This is a genomic window from Actinokineospora bangkokensis, assembly GCF_001940455.1.
In the GTDB taxonomy this organism is placed as follows: Bacteria; Actinomycetota; Actinomycetes; order Mycobacteriales; family Pseudonocardiaceae; genus Actinokineospora; species Actinokineospora bangkokensis.
Genome location: NZ_MKQR01000016.1, coordinates 506,268 through 522,999, shown reverse-complemented (window position 1 = coordinate 522,999; position 16,732 = coordinate 506,268). Strand labels below are relative to the sequence as shown.

General features: G+C 73.4%; 17 protein-coding genes. 6 read left to right on the top strand and 11 right to left on the bottom strand.

The genetic code is table 11. From position 1 onward, the window contains the following. Positions 1 to 94: 94 nt before the first annotated feature. The 3 genes from BJP25_RS16935 to BJP25_RS35645 all read right to left on the bottom strand — a co-directional run bounded on the left by BJP25_RS16935 (position 95) and on the right by BJP25_RS35645 (position 3,852). On the bottom strand, positions 95 to 2,434 hold the full coding sequence (locus BJP25_RS16935) for a glycoside hydrolase family 65 protein (protein ID WP_075975846.1): 2,340 nt from the start codon (positions 2,432 to 2,434) through the stop codon (positions 95 to 97). Beyond that, entirely contained in the window at positions 2,431 to 3,165 is a 735-nt protein-coding gene (locus BJP25_RS16930) for an HAD family hydrolase (RefSeq protein WP_075975928.1), read from the bottom strand. Before BJP25_RS16930 ends, BJP25_RS16935 begins: the two co-directional genes overlap by 4 nt. Before the next feature lie 375 nt (positions 3,166 to 3,540). After that, positions 3,541 to 3,852: a DUF6480 family protein gene (locus BJP25_RS35645; protein WP_233158112.1), complete on the bottom strand. Its 312-nt coding sequence runs from the start codon at positions 3,850 to 3,852 to the stop codon at positions 3,541 to 3,543. 67 nt (positions 3,853 to 3,919) lie between these two features. Here BJP25_RS35645 and BJP25_RS16920 point away from each other — a divergent pair, with 67 nt between their 5' ends. The 3 genes from BJP25_RS16920 to BJP25_RS16910 are packed head-to-tail and all read left to right on the top strand — an operon-like array spanning position 3,920 to position 5,191. Continuing rightward, positions 3,920 to 4,348 (top strand): phage holin family protein, encoded by a 429-nt coding sequence (locus tag BJP25_RS16920; protein WP_075975845.1) that lies wholly within the window; start codon positions 3,920 to 3,922, stop codon positions 4,346 to 4,348. Beyond that, a complete protein-coding gene (locus tag BJP25_RS16915) occupies positions 4,345 to 4,920 on the top strand; it encodes a DUF3618 domain-containing protein (RefSeq protein ID WP_075975844.1) in 576 nt (191 codons plus the stop codon). The genes BJP25_RS16920 and BJP25_RS16915 overlap by 4 nt, the downstream gene beginning before the upstream one ends. Before the next feature lie 10 nt (positions 4,921 to 4,930). After that, entirely contained in the window at positions 4,931 to 5,191 is a 261-nt protein-coding gene (locus BJP25_RS16910) for a DUF4235 domain-containing protein (protein ID WP_143219133.1), read from the top strand. 88 nt (positions 5,192 to 5,279) lie between these two features. Here the strand turns inward: BJP25_RS16910 and BJP25_RS16905 are convergent, their stop codons facing one another. From BJP25_RS16905 to BJP25_RS16885, 5 genes are all read right to left on the bottom strand, one after another. Continuing rightward, positions 5,280 to 5,468: a hypothetical protein gene (locus tag BJP25_RS16905; protein WP_075975843.1), complete on the bottom strand. Its 189-nt coding sequence runs from the start codon at positions 5,466 to 5,468 to the stop codon at positions 5,280 to 5,282. Beyond that, complete coding sequence (locus BJP25_RS16900) at positions 5,465 to 6,457, bottom strand: TIGR03557 family F420-dependent LLM class oxidoreductase (RefSeq protein WP_075975842.1); 993 nt, start codon at positions 6,455 to 6,457, stop codon at positions 5,465 to 5,467. Before BJP25_RS16900 ends, BJP25_RS16905 begins: the two co-directional genes overlap by 4 nt. After that, positions 6,454 to 6,900, bottom strand: coding sequence for a hypothetical protein (locus BJP25_RS16895; protein WP_075975841.1), 447 nt, complete (start codon positions 6,898 to 6,900; stop codon positions 6,454 to 6,456). Before BJP25_RS16895 ends, BJP25_RS16900 begins: the two co-directional genes overlap by 4 nt. A 127-nt stretch (positions 6,901 to 7,027) precedes the next feature. Next, positions 7,028 to 7,627 carry a DUF6801 domain-containing protein gene (locus BJP25_RS16890; protein ID WP_075975840.1) on the bottom strand — a complete coding sequence of 200 codons (600 nt, stop codon included), beginning with the start codon at positions 7,625 to 7,627 and terminating at the stop codon, positions 7,028 to 7,030. 592 nt (positions 7,628 to 8,219) lie between these two features. Continuing rightward, on the bottom strand, positions 8,220 to 9,746 hold the full coding sequence (locus tag BJP25_RS16885) for a flavin-containing monooxygenase (protein WP_075975839.1): 1,527 nt from the start codon (positions 9,744 to 9,746) through the stop codon (positions 8,220 to 8,222). A 112-nt stretch (positions 9,747 to 9,858) separates the two neighbouring features. Between BJP25_RS16885 and BJP25_RS16880 the strand changes: the two genes are divergently transcribed. Next, positions 9,859 to 11,064, top strand: a complete 1,206-nt coding sequence (locus BJP25_RS16880) for a PucR family transcriptional regulator (RefSeq protein WP_075975925.1) — start codon at positions 9,859 to 9,861, stop codon at positions 11,062 to 11,064. Between the two features lie 42 nt (positions 11,065 to 11,106). On the opposite strand, the gene BJP25_RS16875 is transcribed toward BJP25_RS16880, so the two are convergent. Further along, positions 11,107 to 12,009, bottom strand: a complete 903-nt coding sequence (locus BJP25_RS16875) for a DMT family transporter (protein ID WP_075975838.1) — start codon at positions 12,007 to 12,009, stop codon at positions 11,107 to 11,109. Between BJP25_RS16875 and BJP25_RS16870 the strand changes: the two genes are divergently transcribed. Then, on the top strand, positions 12,008 to 13,417 hold the full coding sequence (locus BJP25_RS16870; protein ID WP_084794088.1) for an aminotransferase-like domain-containing protein: 1,410 nt from the start codon (positions 12,008 to 12,010) through the stop codon (positions 13,415 to 13,417). The genes BJP25_RS16875 and BJP25_RS16870 overlap by 2 nt on opposite strands. A gap of 394 nt (positions 13,418 to 13,811) precedes the next feature. Here the strand turns inward: BJP25_RS16870 and BJP25_RS16860 are convergent, their stop codons facing one another. After that, the gene (locus BJP25_RS16860) at positions 13,812 to 14,255 is read right to left on the bottom strand and encodes a MerR family transcriptional regulator (protein WP_075975836.1); all 444 of its coding nucleotides are present in this window, start codon (positions 14,253 to 14,255) and stop codon (positions 13,812 to 13,814) included. 106 nt (positions 14,256 to 14,361) lie between these two features. On the opposite strand from BJP25_RS16860, the gene BJP25_RS16855 reads away from it, so the two are divergent. Further along, positions 14,362 to 15,429 (top strand): alkene reductase, encoded by a 1,068-nt coding sequence (locus tag BJP25_RS16855; protein WP_233158121.1) that lies wholly within the window; start codon positions 14,362 to 14,364, stop codon positions 15,427 to 15,429. An 89-nt stretch (positions 15,430 to 15,518) separates the two neighbouring features. Here the strand turns inward: BJP25_RS16855 and BJP25_RS16850 are convergent, their stop codons facing one another. Then, entirely contained in the window at positions 15,519 to 16,640 is a 1,122-nt protein-coding gene (locus BJP25_RS16850) for an epoxide hydrolase family protein (RefSeq protein WP_075975834.1), read from the bottom strand. Positions 16,641 to 16,732: the final 92 nt, after the last annotated feature.

Below are 16,732 nucleotides of genomic sequence, written 5' to 3'. Positions count from 1 at the left end.
AGGGGCCCCGGTCAAGCGCAACCACCACATCGAGCCAGCCTACGAACGACCGGGCTCTTCACCCCGCCGATGCCGAAGGCGAGGCGTGACACCCTCACCGCCCAGCAGCCCGCCGGGGTTCCCGCCCGTAAGGCTGCGTGGGGGCCGGGTACCGCACCCCCTCCGGGATCTCCAGCTCCAGCACCTCGGCCCCGATCTCGATCGCCTGCCCGTGGTGGGCGGTCTTCACCGGGTCACCCGAGATCAGGTGGTAGCGGGCCTTGCCGGGCACGATCTCCACGCGGAAGCGCGTGCCCCGGAACGACATCCGGAACGACACCCGGTCCAGCCCGGCGGGCAGGCGGGGGGCGAACGTCAGCTGCCCGCCGTGGTCGCGCATGCCGCCCAGGCCCGCCACCACGGCTTGCCACGCGCCTGCCAGGGAGGCCATGTGCAGGCCGTTCTTGACGTTGCCGTGGAGGTCGTCGAGGTCGGTGAGGGCTGCTTCGACGAGGTAGTCGTAGGCGAGGTCGAGGTGGTTGCACTCGGCGGCGATGACGGCCTGGGTGCCTGCGGACAGGGAGGAGTCGCGGACGGTGCGGGCTTCGTAGTAGGCGAAGTTGCGGGCCTTCTCCTCGGGGGTGAAGGCGTCGCCGCGGAGGTGGAGGGCGAGGACGAGGTCGGCCTGCTTGACGACCTGCTTGCGGTAGAGGTCGAAGTAGGGGTAGTTGAGCAGGAGGGGGTAGCCCTTCTCCGGGGTGTTCTCGAAGTCCCACTCGTCGTGCTGGGTGAAGGCCTCGGCCTGGGGGTGGACGCCGAGCATGTCGTCGTAGGGGACGCGCATGCGGTCGGCGGCCTGGCGCCAGACGGTCTTCTCCGCGTCGGTGACGCCCAGTTCCTCGGCCACGTCGGGGTGGCGGGAGCAGGCGGCGAGGGCCTCGCGGAGGTTCTTCTGGGCCATCAGGTTGGTGTAGACGTTGTTGTCCACCACCGCGGTGTACTCGTCGGGGCCGGTGACGCCGTCGATGCGGAAGCCGTCGTGCGGGTCGTGGTGGCCCAGCGACGCCCACAGGCGGGCGGTCTCGACGAGCAGTTCGGTGGCGGCCTCGCGGTCGAAGGCCTCGTCGCCGGTGGCGGCGAGGTAGCGGGCCACGGCGTCGGCGATGTCGGCCGAGACGTGGAAGGCCGCCGTGCCCGCGGGCCAGTACGCCGAGCACTCCGCGCCGTTGATCGACCGCCACGGGAACGCCGCGCCGGACTTGCCGAGGACCCTGGCCCGCTCGCGGGCGGCGTCGAGGGTGGCGTGGCGCCACAGCAGCGCGTCGCGGGCGGCGTCGGGCATCGTGTAGGTGAGCACCGGCAGCACGAACGTCTCGCTGTCCCAGAACGCGTGCCCGTCGTAGCCGGGGCCGGTGAGCCCCTTGCCCGGGATCGCCCTGGTCTCCCCGCGCGCCCCGGCCTGGATGACGTGGAACAGCGCCATCCGCAGCGCCTGCTGCAACGCCGGGTCGCCATCGATCTCGACGTCGGCGACCTCCCAGTAGTCGTCCAGGAACGCCTTCTGCTCGGCCACCAGCCCGTCCCAGCCGGTCTGCATGGCGCCCGCGAGGGCGGCCTCGGCCTGCGAGCGCAGCGCCGGGGCCGAGCGCTGCCCCGACCACCCGTAGGCCAGGTACTTGGTGACCACCAGGGTCTCGCCCGCGGCCACGTCGGCGGCGATGGTGAGCCGGGCCAGGTCCTCCTCGGCGGTGATCTCGGTGCGCACCCCGTCGTTGGCCTCGACCTCGTGGTCCATCGCCGCGGCCATCCGCAGCCCGGACTCGCGGGTCCGGTGCACCAGCACCGCGGCGTGGCCCTCTGCGCGGTGAAACTCCGCGGCCAGCGGCGCCTTGAGCGCCAGCGCCACCCGGGGGTCGCGGGTGTCGGACTCGATCGGCTCGTTGGCCAGCAGGTCCGACTGCACCACCAGCTGCGTGGCCTCGGCCAGCGGGGTCACCTCGTAGCGGATGGCCGCGACCGACCGCTGGGTGAACGACACCAGCCGCTGCGAGCGCACCAGCACCCGGCGCCCGGTCGGGGACTCCCACTCGGTCTCCCGGGTGAGCACGCCGGTGCGGAAGTCCAGGGTGCGGTGGTGGCGGTGCGCGCGGCCGTAGCGCATGTCCAGCGGCTCGTCCTCGACCAGCAGCCGGATGACCTTGCCGTCGGTCACGTTCACCACGGTCTGCCCGGCCTCGGGGTAGCCGTAGCCCGCCTCGGCGTAGGGCAGCGAGTGCGCCTCGTAGAAGCCGTTGAGGTAGGTGCCCGGCAGGCTCACCGGCTCGCCCTCGTCCAGCGACCCGCGCAGCCCGAGGTGCCCGTTGGCCAGCGCGAAGGTGGACTCGGTGCGCTCCAGCTGGCTGACGTCGAGGTCCTCCCAGCGCAGCCGCCACGGTTCGACGAGGAACCCGCTCACCGGTGCTCCCCCAGCAGCTCGTCGAGCTCGTCGACCACCACGTCGGCGCCGTGCGCGCGCAGCTCGTCGGCCTGCTCGGCGCGGTTGACCCCGACGACGTAGGCGAACCCGCCCGCGCGCCCGGCCTGCACGCCCGCCAGCGCGTCCTCGAACACCGCGGCGTGCTCGGGGGCCACGCCCAGCTCGCGCGCCCCCTCCAGGAACGAGTCGGGGGCGGGCTTGCCGCGCAGCCCGCGCTCGCCGATGGTCACCCCGTCCACCCTGGCCTCGACGAAGCGGGCCAGGTCGGCCACCTCCAGCACGTGCTCGCCGTTGGCCGAGGAGGTCACCACGCCGATCTTGAGGCCCGCGTCGCGCGCGGCCTCCAGGTAGCGCACCGACGCCGGGTAGGGCTGCACCCCGCGCTCGTCGATGATCTTGAGCAGGTCCTCGTTCTTGCGGTTGCCCACCCCGTTGACCGTGTCCGCGGTCGGCGGGTCGTCCGGCGACCCCTCGGGCAGCTCGATCCCGCGCGAGCGCAGGAAGGTCCGCACGCCGTCGGCGCGGGGGCGCCCGTCGACGTGGGCGGCGTAGTCCCGCTGGGTGAACGGCGAGCGGTCGCCGTCGGTGCGGGTGGCGAGGAACTCGTCGAAGGTCTTGCGCCACGCCTCCTGGTGCAGCGCCGCTGTGCTGGTCAGCACCCCGTCCAGGTCGAAGAGGCACGCGGTCACCGCGTCCGGCAGTCCGATCATGTGCGCGACGGTACCGCCGCCCGGGCGGTGCGGCTCGCCGTCCCCCACCGCCCGCTGTCGCGGAGGGTGATCGACGACACGGCCGTCCGGGAACGCCCACGGGGGTTGGCGCGTTGGAAGGGGTGTCGCCCCCCGTGCGGGCGGTGCGGACCCTCCCGTCGGAGAACCCCCCATCTCCCAGGGAAGTGCGTCCCCGCCCGCCGGGTGGCGATGTGAAGCCGCCGACCGGACCAACCCCCACCCCAGGTCCGGTCGGCGGTGCCCATCTGATCACCCTGCGTGTCCGACCGGGTTCTCGGCGGATCGCGGAGCGCCCTCGGGCGCGCCTCCTCCGCGCGGGGGAACCCGGGCCGGGTCGTCCGGCCCGGGTCCGCCTCAGAAGATCTTGACGATGCCCAGCAGCGAGACCACGGTGAAGCCGACGACCGCCACCACGACCAGCAGCACGAACACCAGCGTCGCGATCGGCAGCGCCCGCGACGGGTAGCGCTGCTTGCCCGACAACCCGGTGGTGGTGCTGCCGGAATCGGGCGGCGTCTCGCCGGGGGCGAGGTTGGCGGGCACCTCGGCGGAGCCGCTGGGGTCGGGGTCCGGCGGGCGGGCGGACTGCTCCGGGACGGCCCCCTCGGGTGCCGTCCCCTCCTCGCCGGTGCCCGCGCGCCGGTGGCTGCCTGTGTGCCTCTGCATGACCCCCGGGTACCCCGTGCGGCGGTGACCACGCATGAAGCGCGCGTCACGTGGGTACCAATCAGGTATGGACGAGCCGAATCGGACGACATCCACTCTCGGCGCGGACGCGCGGGAGCTGTCCACGGGCGAGCTGGTGAGCAGGCTGGGCGAGCAGGTCTCCCGGCTGGTCCGCGACGAGCTGTCGCTGGCCAAGGCGGAACTGCAGGAGAAGGGCAAGCGGGCGGGCCAGGGCGCCGCCATGGGCGGGACGGCCGGGGTGCTGGCGTGGTTCGGCGTCGGGGCGCTGGTCGCCGCGGGCATCGCCGCGCTCGCGCTGGTGGTCCCGCTGTGGGCCTCGGCCCTCATCGTGGCGGGCGTGCTGTTCGCGGTCGCGGGCGTGCTCGCGCTGACCGCGGTGAACAAGGTCAAGCACGCCGTCCCGCCCATCCCCGAGCAGGCCATCGGCAGCACTCGCCGGGACGTCGAGGTCGTGAAGGAGAGCGCGCACCGATGACCGACAACACGAAGAAGGCGCTGACCGAGGACATCGAGCAGACCCGCGAGGAACTCGCGGAGACGGTCGACGCCCTGGTCGCCAAGACCGACGTCAAGCGGCGTGCGGGGGAGAAGGTCGAGGAGGTCAAGGCCGCCGCGGCGACCAAGGCCGCCGAGGTCAAGGAGAAGGTGGGCCACGCCAAGGACGCGGTGGTCGCCAAGGCCGCCGAGGCCAAGGAGAAGACGGCCGCGGCGGCGAAGGACGGTGCCGCGGCGGTCAAGGACGGCGCGGCAGCGGTGAAGGACAAGGCGGGCACGTCCGCCAAGGACGGCGCCGCCGCGGTGAAGGACGGTGCCGCCGCGGTCAAGGACAAGGCCGGTTCGGCCCAGGACGCGGGTGGGCAGGCGAAGGCCGCGCTGGCCGACGGTGCCGAGAGCGCGAAGGCGGCGCTGGCCGACGGCGCCGAGAACGCCAAGGCCGCGGCGGTCCAGGCGGGCGAGGCCGCCAAGCGCAACCCGCTGCCCGTGGCCGTCATCGCGGCGGTGCTGGCGGCGGTCATCGCCATCGTCATCCGCCAGCGGGGCAAGTGAGGAGGCCGCGGTGAAACTGCTCTACCGCCCGCTGAGCATGCTGATGAGCGTGCTCGGCGGCATGCTCGCCGGGATGCTGTTCAAGCGCGTGTGGCGTGGTGTGTCGGGTGACGAGGAGGCCCCCGAGGCCACCTCGCCGGACCACTCCACGCGGGAGGTCCTGCTGGCCGCGCTGTTGCAGGGCGCGATCTTCGGGCTCGTCAAGGCCAGTGTGGACCGCGCCGGGGCCAAGGGCTACAAGAAGGTCACCGGCAAGAACCTCGACAACTGACGGGGTTCTGCGACGGCGAAGGCCCCCACCGCGCGCGGTGGGGGCCTTCGCCGTCCTGGTTGCTCGTCCACTCAGGCTGCTCGTTCACTCAGGACGGCGGCTCAGGTGCCTCGCCGTCGCCGGGTTCCTCCGGCACCGAGTCCGGGTCGGCGTCCTTGCCCGTGACGGGGGTGCGCTCGCGGGTCGCGCGGTCGGCGTAGTCGTCGATCGGCGCGGTGCTGCGCTCCTCCAGCGTCGGCTCGTCCTCGCCCTTGTCCTTGTCCTCCCGCGCGCTCACGGTGCCGCCTTCGACGACGCCTCGCGCAGGGCGGGCAGCAGTTCGCGCTCGGCGAACGGGAAGAACGCGTCCTGGTGGTCGCCGCCGATCTGCACCAGCGCGATGTCGGTGAACCCGGCCTGCCAGAACGCCGACACCGCCTTGACGATCCCCTCGACGTCCGGGCCGCACGGGATGCTGCTCGCCACGTCCTCCGGCCGCACGAACTGGGTGGCGCCCGCGAAGCCCGCGGGCCCCGGCAGCTCGGCGTTGACCTTCCACCCGCCCGCGAACCAGCGGAACTGGTCGTGCGCGCGCTCCACCGCGGCGTCGGTGGAGGGGTCCCAGCAGATCGGGATCTGGCCGATCTTGCGGGTGTCCCCGGCCGCGCGCGGGCTCGCCGCGTCCCACCCGGACACCAGGTCCGCCTCCGGCTCCGTGGTGATCATGTGCTCGGCCAGCGGGGCGAACGCCTCGATGGACTGCTTGCCCGAGACCGCCACGCCGATCGGCACCCGCTGCTCGGGCAGGTCCCACAGCTTGGCCGAGTCCACCCGGAAGTGCTTGCCCGCGGTGTTGACGTCGCCGCCGTCGAACAGGCCCCGGATGATCCCCAGCGCCTCCACCAGCATCTCGTGCCGGACGTTGACCGGCGGCCAGCCGCGGCCGACCACGTGCTCGTTGAGGTTCTCCCCGGCGCCGAGGCCGAGGGTGAACCGCCCGCCGGAGAGCAGGCCCACGGTCGCGGCCTGCTGGGCCACCACCGCGGGGTGGTAGCGCATGATCGGGCAGGTCACGTACGTCATCAGCTCCACCGCGGAGGTGGCCTGGCTGACCGCGCCCAGGGTGGCCCAGGCGTTGGGCGCGTGGCCCTGGCTGGCCAGCCACGGGGAGAAGTGGTCGCTGATGACCTCGAAGTCGAACCCCGCCGCCTCCGCGGCCGCCGCGTGCCCGACCAGCTCGCGCGGCCCGGCCTGCTCGGTCATCAGGGTGTAGCCGAAGCGGGTCATCGCAGCTCCTCGCGCACGTCGGAGTCGACGGCGCGGTCGCCAGCGTCCTCGTCCAGCGGCACTTCCTCGCGGACCACCTCGGCCACCGAACCGCCCGCCTCGTCGGCGGACTGGCCGCGTCCCGCGGCCTCGCTCAGCACCTCGTCGGTCTGCTCCGGCGGGGCGACCTGGTCGACGTCGTCGGTGGGCTCGTCGATGCGGTCGCTCAGCTGCGAGAGCGGCGTCTCCGCGCCGGGGCGGGTCGACAGCGGCACGTCGGGTTCCTCGGCGGCCAGGCGCTCGTCCATGTCCTGGCCCTCGCGCTGCTCGCGCAGGGTGGTGCCGAAGCGGTCGCTCTCGGCCCACCGCTCGGGCGGCTCGACACCCGCCTCCAGGGGGTCCACCCGCAGGTTGTCCTCGTCGAGGCCCTCTTGCTGGCTGACCTCATCGCTGTCGGTGCTCATGCGCGTGTCCTACCCGGTGCCCCGCGCGGACAAACCCGGTGCACCCGTGCGGCGACGGCGGGCGTGGGGTGCCCACGCCCGCCGCCGGTCGGGTGCACGCCCCCGGGTCAGGCGCCCGGGGCCGCGGTCACGCGGTGACGGTGCTGGTGCCCAGGACCGTGTTCTGCGAGGCCGGGCTGAGCGTCAGCGCCACGTCGAAGGTGCCCAGGGCGCTGGTGGTGACGATGCGCGAGGACGCGGTCGGGTCGACCGAGACGGTCGCGGTGCCGGTCGCGGCGGTCGCCGGGACGGCGAAGGCCACCGAGCCCGAGGCGGTGAACTTCAGCGGACCGGTCGCCGGGACGGCGGTCGAGGCGATGGGCAGCGACACCGGGACCTTGTAGACGGTGCCGTTGCTGGCCTTGACCGAGGTCGAGGCGGTGATGGTGCCCGAGAAGCTCTTGGCGCCCACCAGGCGCAGGCCGTCGGCGGCGGTCTGGCCCGCGTCGACGTCGATGCTGAACGGCACCGTCACGGTGGTGCCGCGCTTGGTCGAGGTGGGGATGTTCACGTGGGTCACGGTCGTCACGGTCTGCGTCCCGATCAGCGGGAACGAGCCGGAGAACGTGAGGGTCTTGTCGACGGCGAAGGCGTTGCCGCCGAGCAGGGTGAGGGCGAGCGCGGTCAGGACGGCGACGATGCCGCCACCGGTCGCGGCCCGCTTCGCCTTCAGCAGGGTGGTCGTCACAGGGATGTCCTCCTCGACATCGAGCAGAGCAGACGAGTGGAACCGAGGGGTGGAACGGGGAACAGACCGAACAGGGTGGAACGGGTGGAGCCCCGCGCGCCGGGTCTTCGCTGAGGTTAAGCCGTCATTACGCGGGGTGACAAGGTGAATGTCCACCGTAACCTGGCGATCATGAAAAGTTGTCAACGGTGTGCCACTCGACCCCGTGGGTGATTGAGTGGCGATGAGCAGAAGTGAGTGGTGTTCACCCAACCGGCCCGCACGCGGACCCGCTTATTCCGTTTTCTCGTCGTCATTCAACGGAAATGTGCTGGTCGCCGCGCTGTCTCGATACCGATTGCGAGAACCGGTGCACCGCAAGGGATCCGGGCGCGAGCCGCCGAACGGGTAGATCTCGACTCGACAGGCGTAGGCGACGGCGCAGGCGAAAAGCGATCCGTGACGCGACATCGAATGCGGGCGGTTTTCCGCATTGGCACATGGCCTCACCCGCGTCGGGCGGCGGCGTGTTCCGGGCGCATCGCGGCCCCGGACCCGGGTGGTGCGCACCCGGCGGGCCGCGCCGGAGGCGGGCCCGTCGGGTGCCCAGTGGTCACACCGCGTGCGCCGCTCCCGCGCCCGCGCGGCCCGCCCGGTCCGCCGGGCCCGCGAAGTGCAGGCCCTCGGAGACCAGCGGCCCGTCGAGCAGCGCGCGGTCCTCGTGGTAGCTCATCGACATCAGCCACGGCGCCCGGGGGCCCTGCTTCGGCAGTTCCGCCAGCGACCGCTGCACGTAGCCCGCGGCGAAGTCGAGCATCGGCCGGGTCGGCAGGTCCGGGTCGGCCACGACCCACGCGGTGTCCAGGCCGCGCTCGTCCATGTGCCGCAGCAGGTCGCACAGGTACTGGCAGAGGATGCCGATCTTCAGCGTCCAGGACGAGTTGGTGTAACCGATCGCCACCGAGAAGTTCGGCACCCCCGACAGCATCGTCCCGCGGTGGATCACGGCGTCGGCCGGCCGCACCGGCCGCCCGTCCACCGACAGCGCCACGCCGCCGAAGAGCTGGAGGGTGAGCCCGGTGGCGGTGACGATGACGTCGGCGTCGAGGTGCGCCCCGCTCGCCAGCTCCACACCGGACTCGGTGAAGGTCGCGATCCGGTCGGTGGCCACGTCCGCCGCGCCGCGCCGGATCGCCCGGAACAGGTCGCCGTTGGGCACCGCGCACAGCCGCTGGTCCCACGGGTCGTACGGCGGGTTGAAGTGCCGGTCCACGTCGAAGCCCTCGGGCAGCTGCTTGGCGTTGACCGACCGGATCAGCTTGCGGGCGGCCTGCGGGAAGCGCCTGCAGAAGCCCCACACCGCGCGCTGCTTGAGGATGTTCTTGCGCCGCGCCAGGGCGTACCCGCGCTCGGGGCCGAAGAACCGTTGCAGCGCTTGGGCCAGCTTGTCCACCTTGAGCACCGGCATGATGTAGGTGGGCGTGCGCTGCAACATCGTCACGTGCGCGGCCGTGCGCGCCATCGCGGGCACCAGGGTCACCGCCGTCGCGCCGCTGCCGATCACCACGACCCGCTTGCCCGCGTAGTCCAGGTCCCGCGGCCAGTGCTGCGGGTGCACGACCTGCCCGCGGAAGCGCTCGCGGCCGGGGAAGTCGGGGGAGTAGCCCTGGTCGTACCGGTAGTAGCCGGTGCCGCAGAAGATCCACCCGGCGGTCATCTCGAACCGCTCACCGGTGTCGCCGCGCTCCACGGTCACCACCCAGCGCGCGCGCTCGCCGCTCCAGTCGGCCGCCACCACCCGGTGCCGGTAGCGCACCTTGTCGGCCAGCCCGTTCTCGTCGATCGCCTCCCGCAGGTAGCGCAGGATCTGCTCGCCGTCGGCGATGGACTCCTCGTCGCGCCAGGGCTTGAACTCGTAGCCGAAGGTGTGCAGGTCGGAGTCCGAGCGGATGCCCGGGTACCGGAACAGGTCCCAGGTGCCCCCGGGGTCCGCCCGGCCCTCCAGCACGGCCACGGACCGGCCGGGGTGCTCCACGGCCAGGTAGCGGGCCGCGCCGATGCCGGAGATCCCCGCGCCGACCACCAGGACGTCGACGTGCTCGACCTGCCGCTCGGCGCCCGGACGGGCTGCGCTGCTCATCGGTGACCTCCCCTTGCCTTCCGTGGACTGCTCCCAGCATGCAGCGCCAGCGAGGCGGCGGGCCACAGCACTGTGCACCTTCTCGCGGCTCCCGGTGGTGCATCATGTGCGCATGAACGCCCCCCGGCCCAGCCCCCGCATCGCCGAGCTGATCCGCCGCGGCGCCCGCGAGGTGGCCGACCCGGGGGCGGACTGGCTCCAGGAGCTGCACGACGCCTCGCTCAGCGGTGGCGCCATGGCGAGCATCGGCGCCGACCCGGTCCTGGTCGAGTCCACCCGGCGGGCGAACGTGGCCATCCTGCTCGGCTGGATCGCCCACAACATCGAGCACCCCGGCGAGCGCGTCCCGCCCTCGACCGCCCAGGACCCGCTCACCCACGCCCGCGAGCTGGTCCGCCGCGGCATGGACGGCGGCGCGCTCGACGCCTACCGCAAGGGGCAGTCGGCGGCCTGGCAGCGGTGGATGCAGGTGTGCTTCACCCTCACCGACGACCCCGCCGAGCTCCGGGAACTGCTGTCGACCACCGCCCGCTCCATCACCGCCTACATCGACGACACCGTCGAGGCCGTCCGCGCCCGCATGCAGGCCGAGCGCGAGGAGCTGACCACCGGCACCCACGCCGAGCGGATGGCCACCGTCACCCTCCTGCTGGAGGGCGCCCCCGTCGACACCGCCCGCGCGGAGGCCCGCCTCGGCTACCCGCTCACCGGCCCGCACACCGCGGCCCTGGTCTGGGGCGCGCCGGGCGTCGACCCGCGGCACCTGGAGACCACCGCCGAGGGCCTGGTGGAGGCCGCGGCCGCGCCGCGCAGGCTGACCGTCATCGCCAACACCGCGACGCTGTGGGTCTGGCTGCCCATCGCCACCCGCCCCGACCTCGCCCGCCTGCACGTGCCCGAGGGCGTCCGCGTCGCGGTCGGCCGCGCCGCCACCGGGCTCGACGGCTTCCGCGCCAGCCACCTGGAGGCGGCCACCACCCAGCGCACCATGGACCGCTCCAGCCCCCACCGGCGCACCGCCACCTACGACGACGTCCTGCTCGTCGCCCTGCTCGACCAGGACCGCCGCACCGCCGACGCCTTCGTCGAGACCACCCTGGGCGCCCTGCGCCGGGCAGACCCGGAGCTGCGCACCACCGCCCTGACCTACCTGCGTGAGCTGTGCAACGTCAGCCGGACCGCCGACCGCCTCTACACCCACCGCAACACCGTCCTGCGCAGGCTCCACCGCGCCGACCAGCTCCTTCCCCAGCCGCTCGCCGACAACCCCGTGCACATCGCCGCCGCCCTGGAGCTCTGCTCCTGGCAAAGCCCCTAAGGCCCCGCCCCCCGAGCTGGCGCCAACGTTTCGGCGGACCCCTCAGCGGCTCCGCGCCCGTTGGGTGACGACGATGCACGCGAGGGTCGCGACCGCGGCGACGGGGACGGCCGGGGTGAGGTGTTCGCCCAGGAGGACGACCGCCCAGAGCAGCGTCAGGAGCGGCTGGGCCAGCTGGACCTGGCTCGCCTTCGCCACGCCGATGAGCGCCATGCCCCGGTACCAGGGGATGAAGCCGCCCAGCTGGGACACCGCGGCGAGGTAGGCCAGGCCGACGAGCGCGGTGGTGGTCGGCGCGAGCGGTTCCCGGGCGAGGGCGATGGCGCACACGGCCAGGTTGACGGGGGCGGCGAGGACGACGCCCCAAGCGATGACGCGCCAGCCGGGCATGCGGGTGGTGAGCCTGCCGCCCTCGGCGTACCCGGCGGCGCAGACGAGCAGCGCGGCGAACAGGTACAGGTCCGCCACCGTCGGGGCGCCGTGGTTCTGCGCCAGCGCGAAGGCGATGACCACCGCGCCGCCCGTGCCCGCGGCGGCCCAGAACGCGCGAGAGGGGCGGCTGCCGGTGCGCAGGGTGGAGATCACGGCGGTGGCCATCGGGAGCGCGCCGATCACGACCGCGGAGTGGGCGGTGGACGAGGTTCGCAGGGCGAGGGTGGTGAGCAGGGGGAAGCCGACCGCGCACCCGGCGGCGACGACGGCGAGGGCCGGGCGGTCGGCGCGGGTGGGCAGGGGCGCGCGGGTGGCGGTGAGGGCGACCAGCGCGATCACCGCGGCGATGACGCCCCGGAGCCCGGTGGCCGTCCACGGTCCGAAGCCGTCGAGCGCCCACACCGTCGCGGGGAAGCTGAAGGAGAACGCCACCACGCCGAGCGCGGCCAGCAGGACTCCGCTGGACGGTGCCGATACTGGCGACTCGACGATAGCGCTACTCTTGGCTTTCATGTCCGAGAGTAGCAGTTCGGTGCACGTGGCTGACCTCCTCGACGCGGAGATCCGTTCGTCGCCTGCGGGAACCAGGCTGCCGACGAACCGTGAGCTGGTGAAGCGCTTCGCCGTGAGCGCTACCACCGTGTCGCACGCGCTCGCGATCCTCGGCCAGCGCGGGTTGGTGGACTCCCGCCCCGGCGCGGGCACCTTCCGCTCCGCGAGCGCGCCCACCCCGCGCGAGGGCGACACGTCCTGGCAGGAGGCGGCGCTGGCGCGGCCGTCGGGCGGGTTCGGCACCGCGGGCCTGCTCGGCACCCTCCAGCCGGTCGGGCCGGAGGTGGTCGACCTCAACGGCGGCTACCTGCACCCGGACCTGCAACCCCTCGCCGCCCTCGGCGCCGCCCTGACCAGGGCCGCCCGCGGCGCCGGGGCCTGGGACCGGCCACCCGTGGCAGGCCTGCCCGACCTGCGCGACTGGTTCGCCACCGACATCGGCGGCGGTCTGACCAGGCGCGACGTGCTGATCTGCGGCGGCGGCCAAGCCGCGCTGGCGACCGCCCTGCGCGCCCTGGCCGCCCCGGGCGCGCCGGTGGTGCTGGAGTCACCGACCTACCCGGGCGCGACCGCGGCCGCGCACGCCGCCGGGCTGCGCGTCATCCCGGTGCCGCTCGACGGGGAGGGCCTGCGCGCCGACCACCTCGACGCAGCGCTGGCGGGCTCAGGCGCGCGCGTGGTCGTCGTCCAACCCCTGCACCAGAACCCGACGACGGTGAGCCTGTCCCCCCAGCGCCGCCTCGACCTGCGGGAGGCGGCCCGCAAGCACGGCGCCTTCCTCGTCGAGGACGACTTCGCCCGCCACCTCGCCCACGCGGGCGCACCCCCCACCCCGCCCCCGCTGATCGCCGACGACCCGGACGGCACCGTCGTCCACATCCGCTCCCTCACCAAGGCGACCTCCCCCAACCTCCGCGTCGCCGCCCTCGCCGCCCGCGGCCCAGCGCTGGCCCGGCTCCGCGCCGCCCACGTCGTCGACACCATGTTCGTCCCGGCGCCCCTCCAGCGCACCGCCCTGGAGGTCGTCACCGGCCCGGCCTGGCGCCGCACCAGGACCGCCCTGTCCGCCTCCCTCACCGAACGCCGCACCGCCGCCACCGCGGCAGTCCGAGCAGTCTTCGGTCCCACCGCGTTGCCCGTCACCCCCCAAGGCGGCTACCACCTGTGGATTCCCCTCCCCGAACACCTCGACGGCGCCGGCTTCGCCGCAGCGGCCCTCGCCACCGGAACGGCCCTCACCCCCGGCGAGAACTACCAGCTCACCCCCACACCCACCCACCACATCCGCCTCAGCTATGCCGCCGCCCCCACCACGACCGACATCGACACCGCGATCCGCCGCCTGGCACCGCTACTGGACCAACGCTGACGATCCCCTCACTCGTCGTCCCCCCGCCACACGATCTGCCCTCCAGCCGCATCCCCTCGCAGTGCCGCGGAGATCTCCCGCGCCGCCTGCGCCAACGCGGGGAAGGCCGCCGCCACGTCCCCCGGCCGCGCCCCCGTCCGCTGAGCAGCCCACAGACTCGCGCACGCCTGCCCGCAGAAGTCCCCAGAAGGACTGTCCCCCAACGGACCCCCGCACTGCTGGCACCCCATCACGGCATCAATCTCCGCCACGACGTCGGACACCGCCACCCACCGTCCTCTCGCCACCGCTGTGCTGCGCGGAACACCTCACTCCGCAGGTGCTGCCCAGTATGAACGCAGCCACCGACTCCGGCCGGACGCGTTGCTGCGCGGCGGTTTCACGCCGCGTCCCGTCATGCCATCCGCGCGGCGGTGTCGGGCTCCTTCGGCGGGAAGCAGGACTCGTGGGGGTGGCCGGGGGTGTTGAGGGGGTTGCGGCACACCTCACCGGTGCCGGTGTACTTCCGGGTGGTCTCGATGATCATGTCGAGGCGGTCGCGGGTGGCGGTCAGCTCGGCCACCTGGTCGGCGATGCGGTCGCGCTGGGCGATCAGCTTCTCCAGCAGGGCGGGGTCGGCCTGGCCCGCGAGCACGCACGGCATGATCTCCAGGACGGCCTTGCTGCCCAGGCCCGCCGAGTAGAGCTCCTGGATGTAGCGCACCCTGGCCACCGCCGACTCCGGGTAGTGGCGCTGGCCGGAGCCGCTGCGCACCGGGGCGAGCAGCTGCTGCTCCTCGTAGTAGCGCAGCGACCGCACGCTGACCCCGGTCCTCGCCGCCAGCTCACCGATCCGCACGTCGACCTCCCTGTGATCGCGGGCACAAGCCTTTGCCCCTGACGTCAGTGTCAGGTCTTAGCGTAGCCGGTGTTCGCACAACCGGGAGGAAACCGCTGTGACCAGCATGTTCGACAGCTACCAGATGGCCGGGCTGCGCCTGCCCAACCGCATCGTGATGGCCCCGATGTCGCGCATCCGCTCCAACCCGGAGGGCCTGGCGACGCCGTCGACCGCCACCTACTACGCCCAGCGCGCCACCGCGGGCCTGATCGTCAGCGAGGGGGTGCAGCCCAGCAAGCAGGGCCAGTCCAACCCGTCGAGCCCCGGCCTCCACGACGACGCCCAGGTCGAGGCGTGGAAGCCGGTGACCGCCGCCGTGCACGCCAACGGCGGGCGCATCTTCGCCCAGATCATGCACGGCGGTCGGGTCGCCCACCCCGACACCGCGGGCGCGCACCCGGTCGCCCCGTCCGCGGTGGCCCTCGGCGCCGAGGTCTTCACCCCGTCCGGCCTCCAACCCGCCCCCGAGCCCCGCGCCCTGACCACGGCGGAGGTGCCCGCCGAGGCCCGGTCGTACGCCGACGCCGCCCGCCGCGCCGTGGCCGCGGGCTTCGACGGCGTGGAACTGCACGGCGCCAACGGCTACCTGATCCAGCAGTTCCTGTCCTCCAACGCCAACCTGCGCACCGACCGCTACGGCGGCACGACCGCCAACCGCATCCGCTTCGCCGTCGAGGCCGTCGAGGCCACCGCCGACGCCATCGGCCCCGACCGCGTCGGCATCCGCCTCTCGCCCGGCGGCCAGGTCTGGAACGTGGTCGAGGAGGACGTTCTCACCCTCTACACCGCGCTCTTCGAGGCCCTGGCCCCGTTGGGCCTGGCGTACGTCCACGTCCTGGAAACCGCCGACGAGGACGTGCTCATCGCCCTGCGCAAGGCCTGGCCCACCACCTTCATCCTCAACCCCGGTGGTCAGATCGCCCCCACCCCCGGCACCAAGGAGCGCGGCGAGCACTGGCTCGCCCAAGGCGCCGACCTCATCAGCTACGGCAGGCCCTTCCTCGCCAACCCCGACCTCGTCGAACGCTTCCGCACCAACCTCCCCCTCGCCGAAGCCCCCAAGGAGACCTGGTACCAGGGCGGCGACCGCGGCTACATCGACTACCCGAGCTACGCCCACCCAGCGCGATAACCCTCGCGGCACTGTCCACAGTGAAACAACACCACTCGGGTTCCATGTGGACCGGGCCGGGTCCCCACAGTCAGGGTGACTCGTGGTTGTCAGCGGAAGAGGCGGAAGAAGCCGCGGATCTGCTCGACCAGGGACTCCGGCTGCTCCAGCGCGGCGAAGTGGCCGCCGCGGGGGAGTTCCTCGAACCAGCGCAGGTCGGTGAACCGCTGTTCGGCCTCCCGGCGCGACGGGCGGGTGATGTCGCGCGGGTAGACCGACAGCCCCGACGGCGCGGTCACCTCGTCGCGGAAGGCGGCGAAGCTCTCCCAGTACAGCCGGGCCGAGGAGGTGGCCGAGGCGGTGAACCAGTAGACCGAGACCTCGTCGAGGATGGTCTGCCGGGACACCGCGTCCTCGGGGTGGCCGTCGTTGTCGGTCCAGGCCCAGAACTTCTCCGCGATCCAGGCGGCCTGGCCCGCCGGGGAGTCGGTGAGGGCGTAGCCGAGGGTCTGCGGCCGGGTCGCCTGGATGGCCGAGTAGCCGCGGCCGGTGCGCTGGAACTCCTGCGCGGCCGCGAGGTTCGCCAGCTCGGCCGGGGTGGGGTCGGCGAAGGTGCCCACCGCCACCGACCCCAGGTTCACGTGGACGGCGGCGACCCGCTCGGGTGCGACGGTGCCCAGCGCGCCGGACACCGCCGAGCCCCAGTCACCGCCCTGGGCGCCGTAGCGGTGGTAGCCCAGCGAGACCATCAACGCGTCCCAGGCGCGGGCGGTGCGGGTGACGCCCCACCCGGTCGTCGACGGCTTGTCGCTCCAGCCGTACCCGGGCAGCGACGGCGCGACCACGTGGAAGGCGTCCGCCGGGTCACCGCCGTGCGCGCGGGGGTCGGTGAGCGGGCCCAGGACGCCCAGGAACTCCAGCACCGAGCCCGGCCACCCGTGCGTGAGCACGAGCGGGAACGCGCCCGGCTCCGGCGACCGCACGTGCAGGAAGTGGATGCCCAGCCCGTCGACCACGTCGCGGTACTGCGGGAAGGCGTTCACCCGCTCGGCGAACCCGAAGTCGTAGTCCTCGGCCCAGCTGCGGCACAGCTCCCGCGCGTAGGCCAGCGGCACCCCCTGCGACCAGTCGTCCACCGGCTCCGGCTCGGGCCACCGCGTCCGCCGCAGGCGTTCGCGCAGGTCCGCGATCTCGGCCTCGGTGACGGTGACCTCGAACGGCTCGGCGGCCACAGCAGGCTCCTCTCCCAGTGGGTGATCCAGGACGGGTGGGCGCCGGGTCAGGCTGAGGACGGCTCGGCGGTCCCTTACCCAGCTATGGTGAC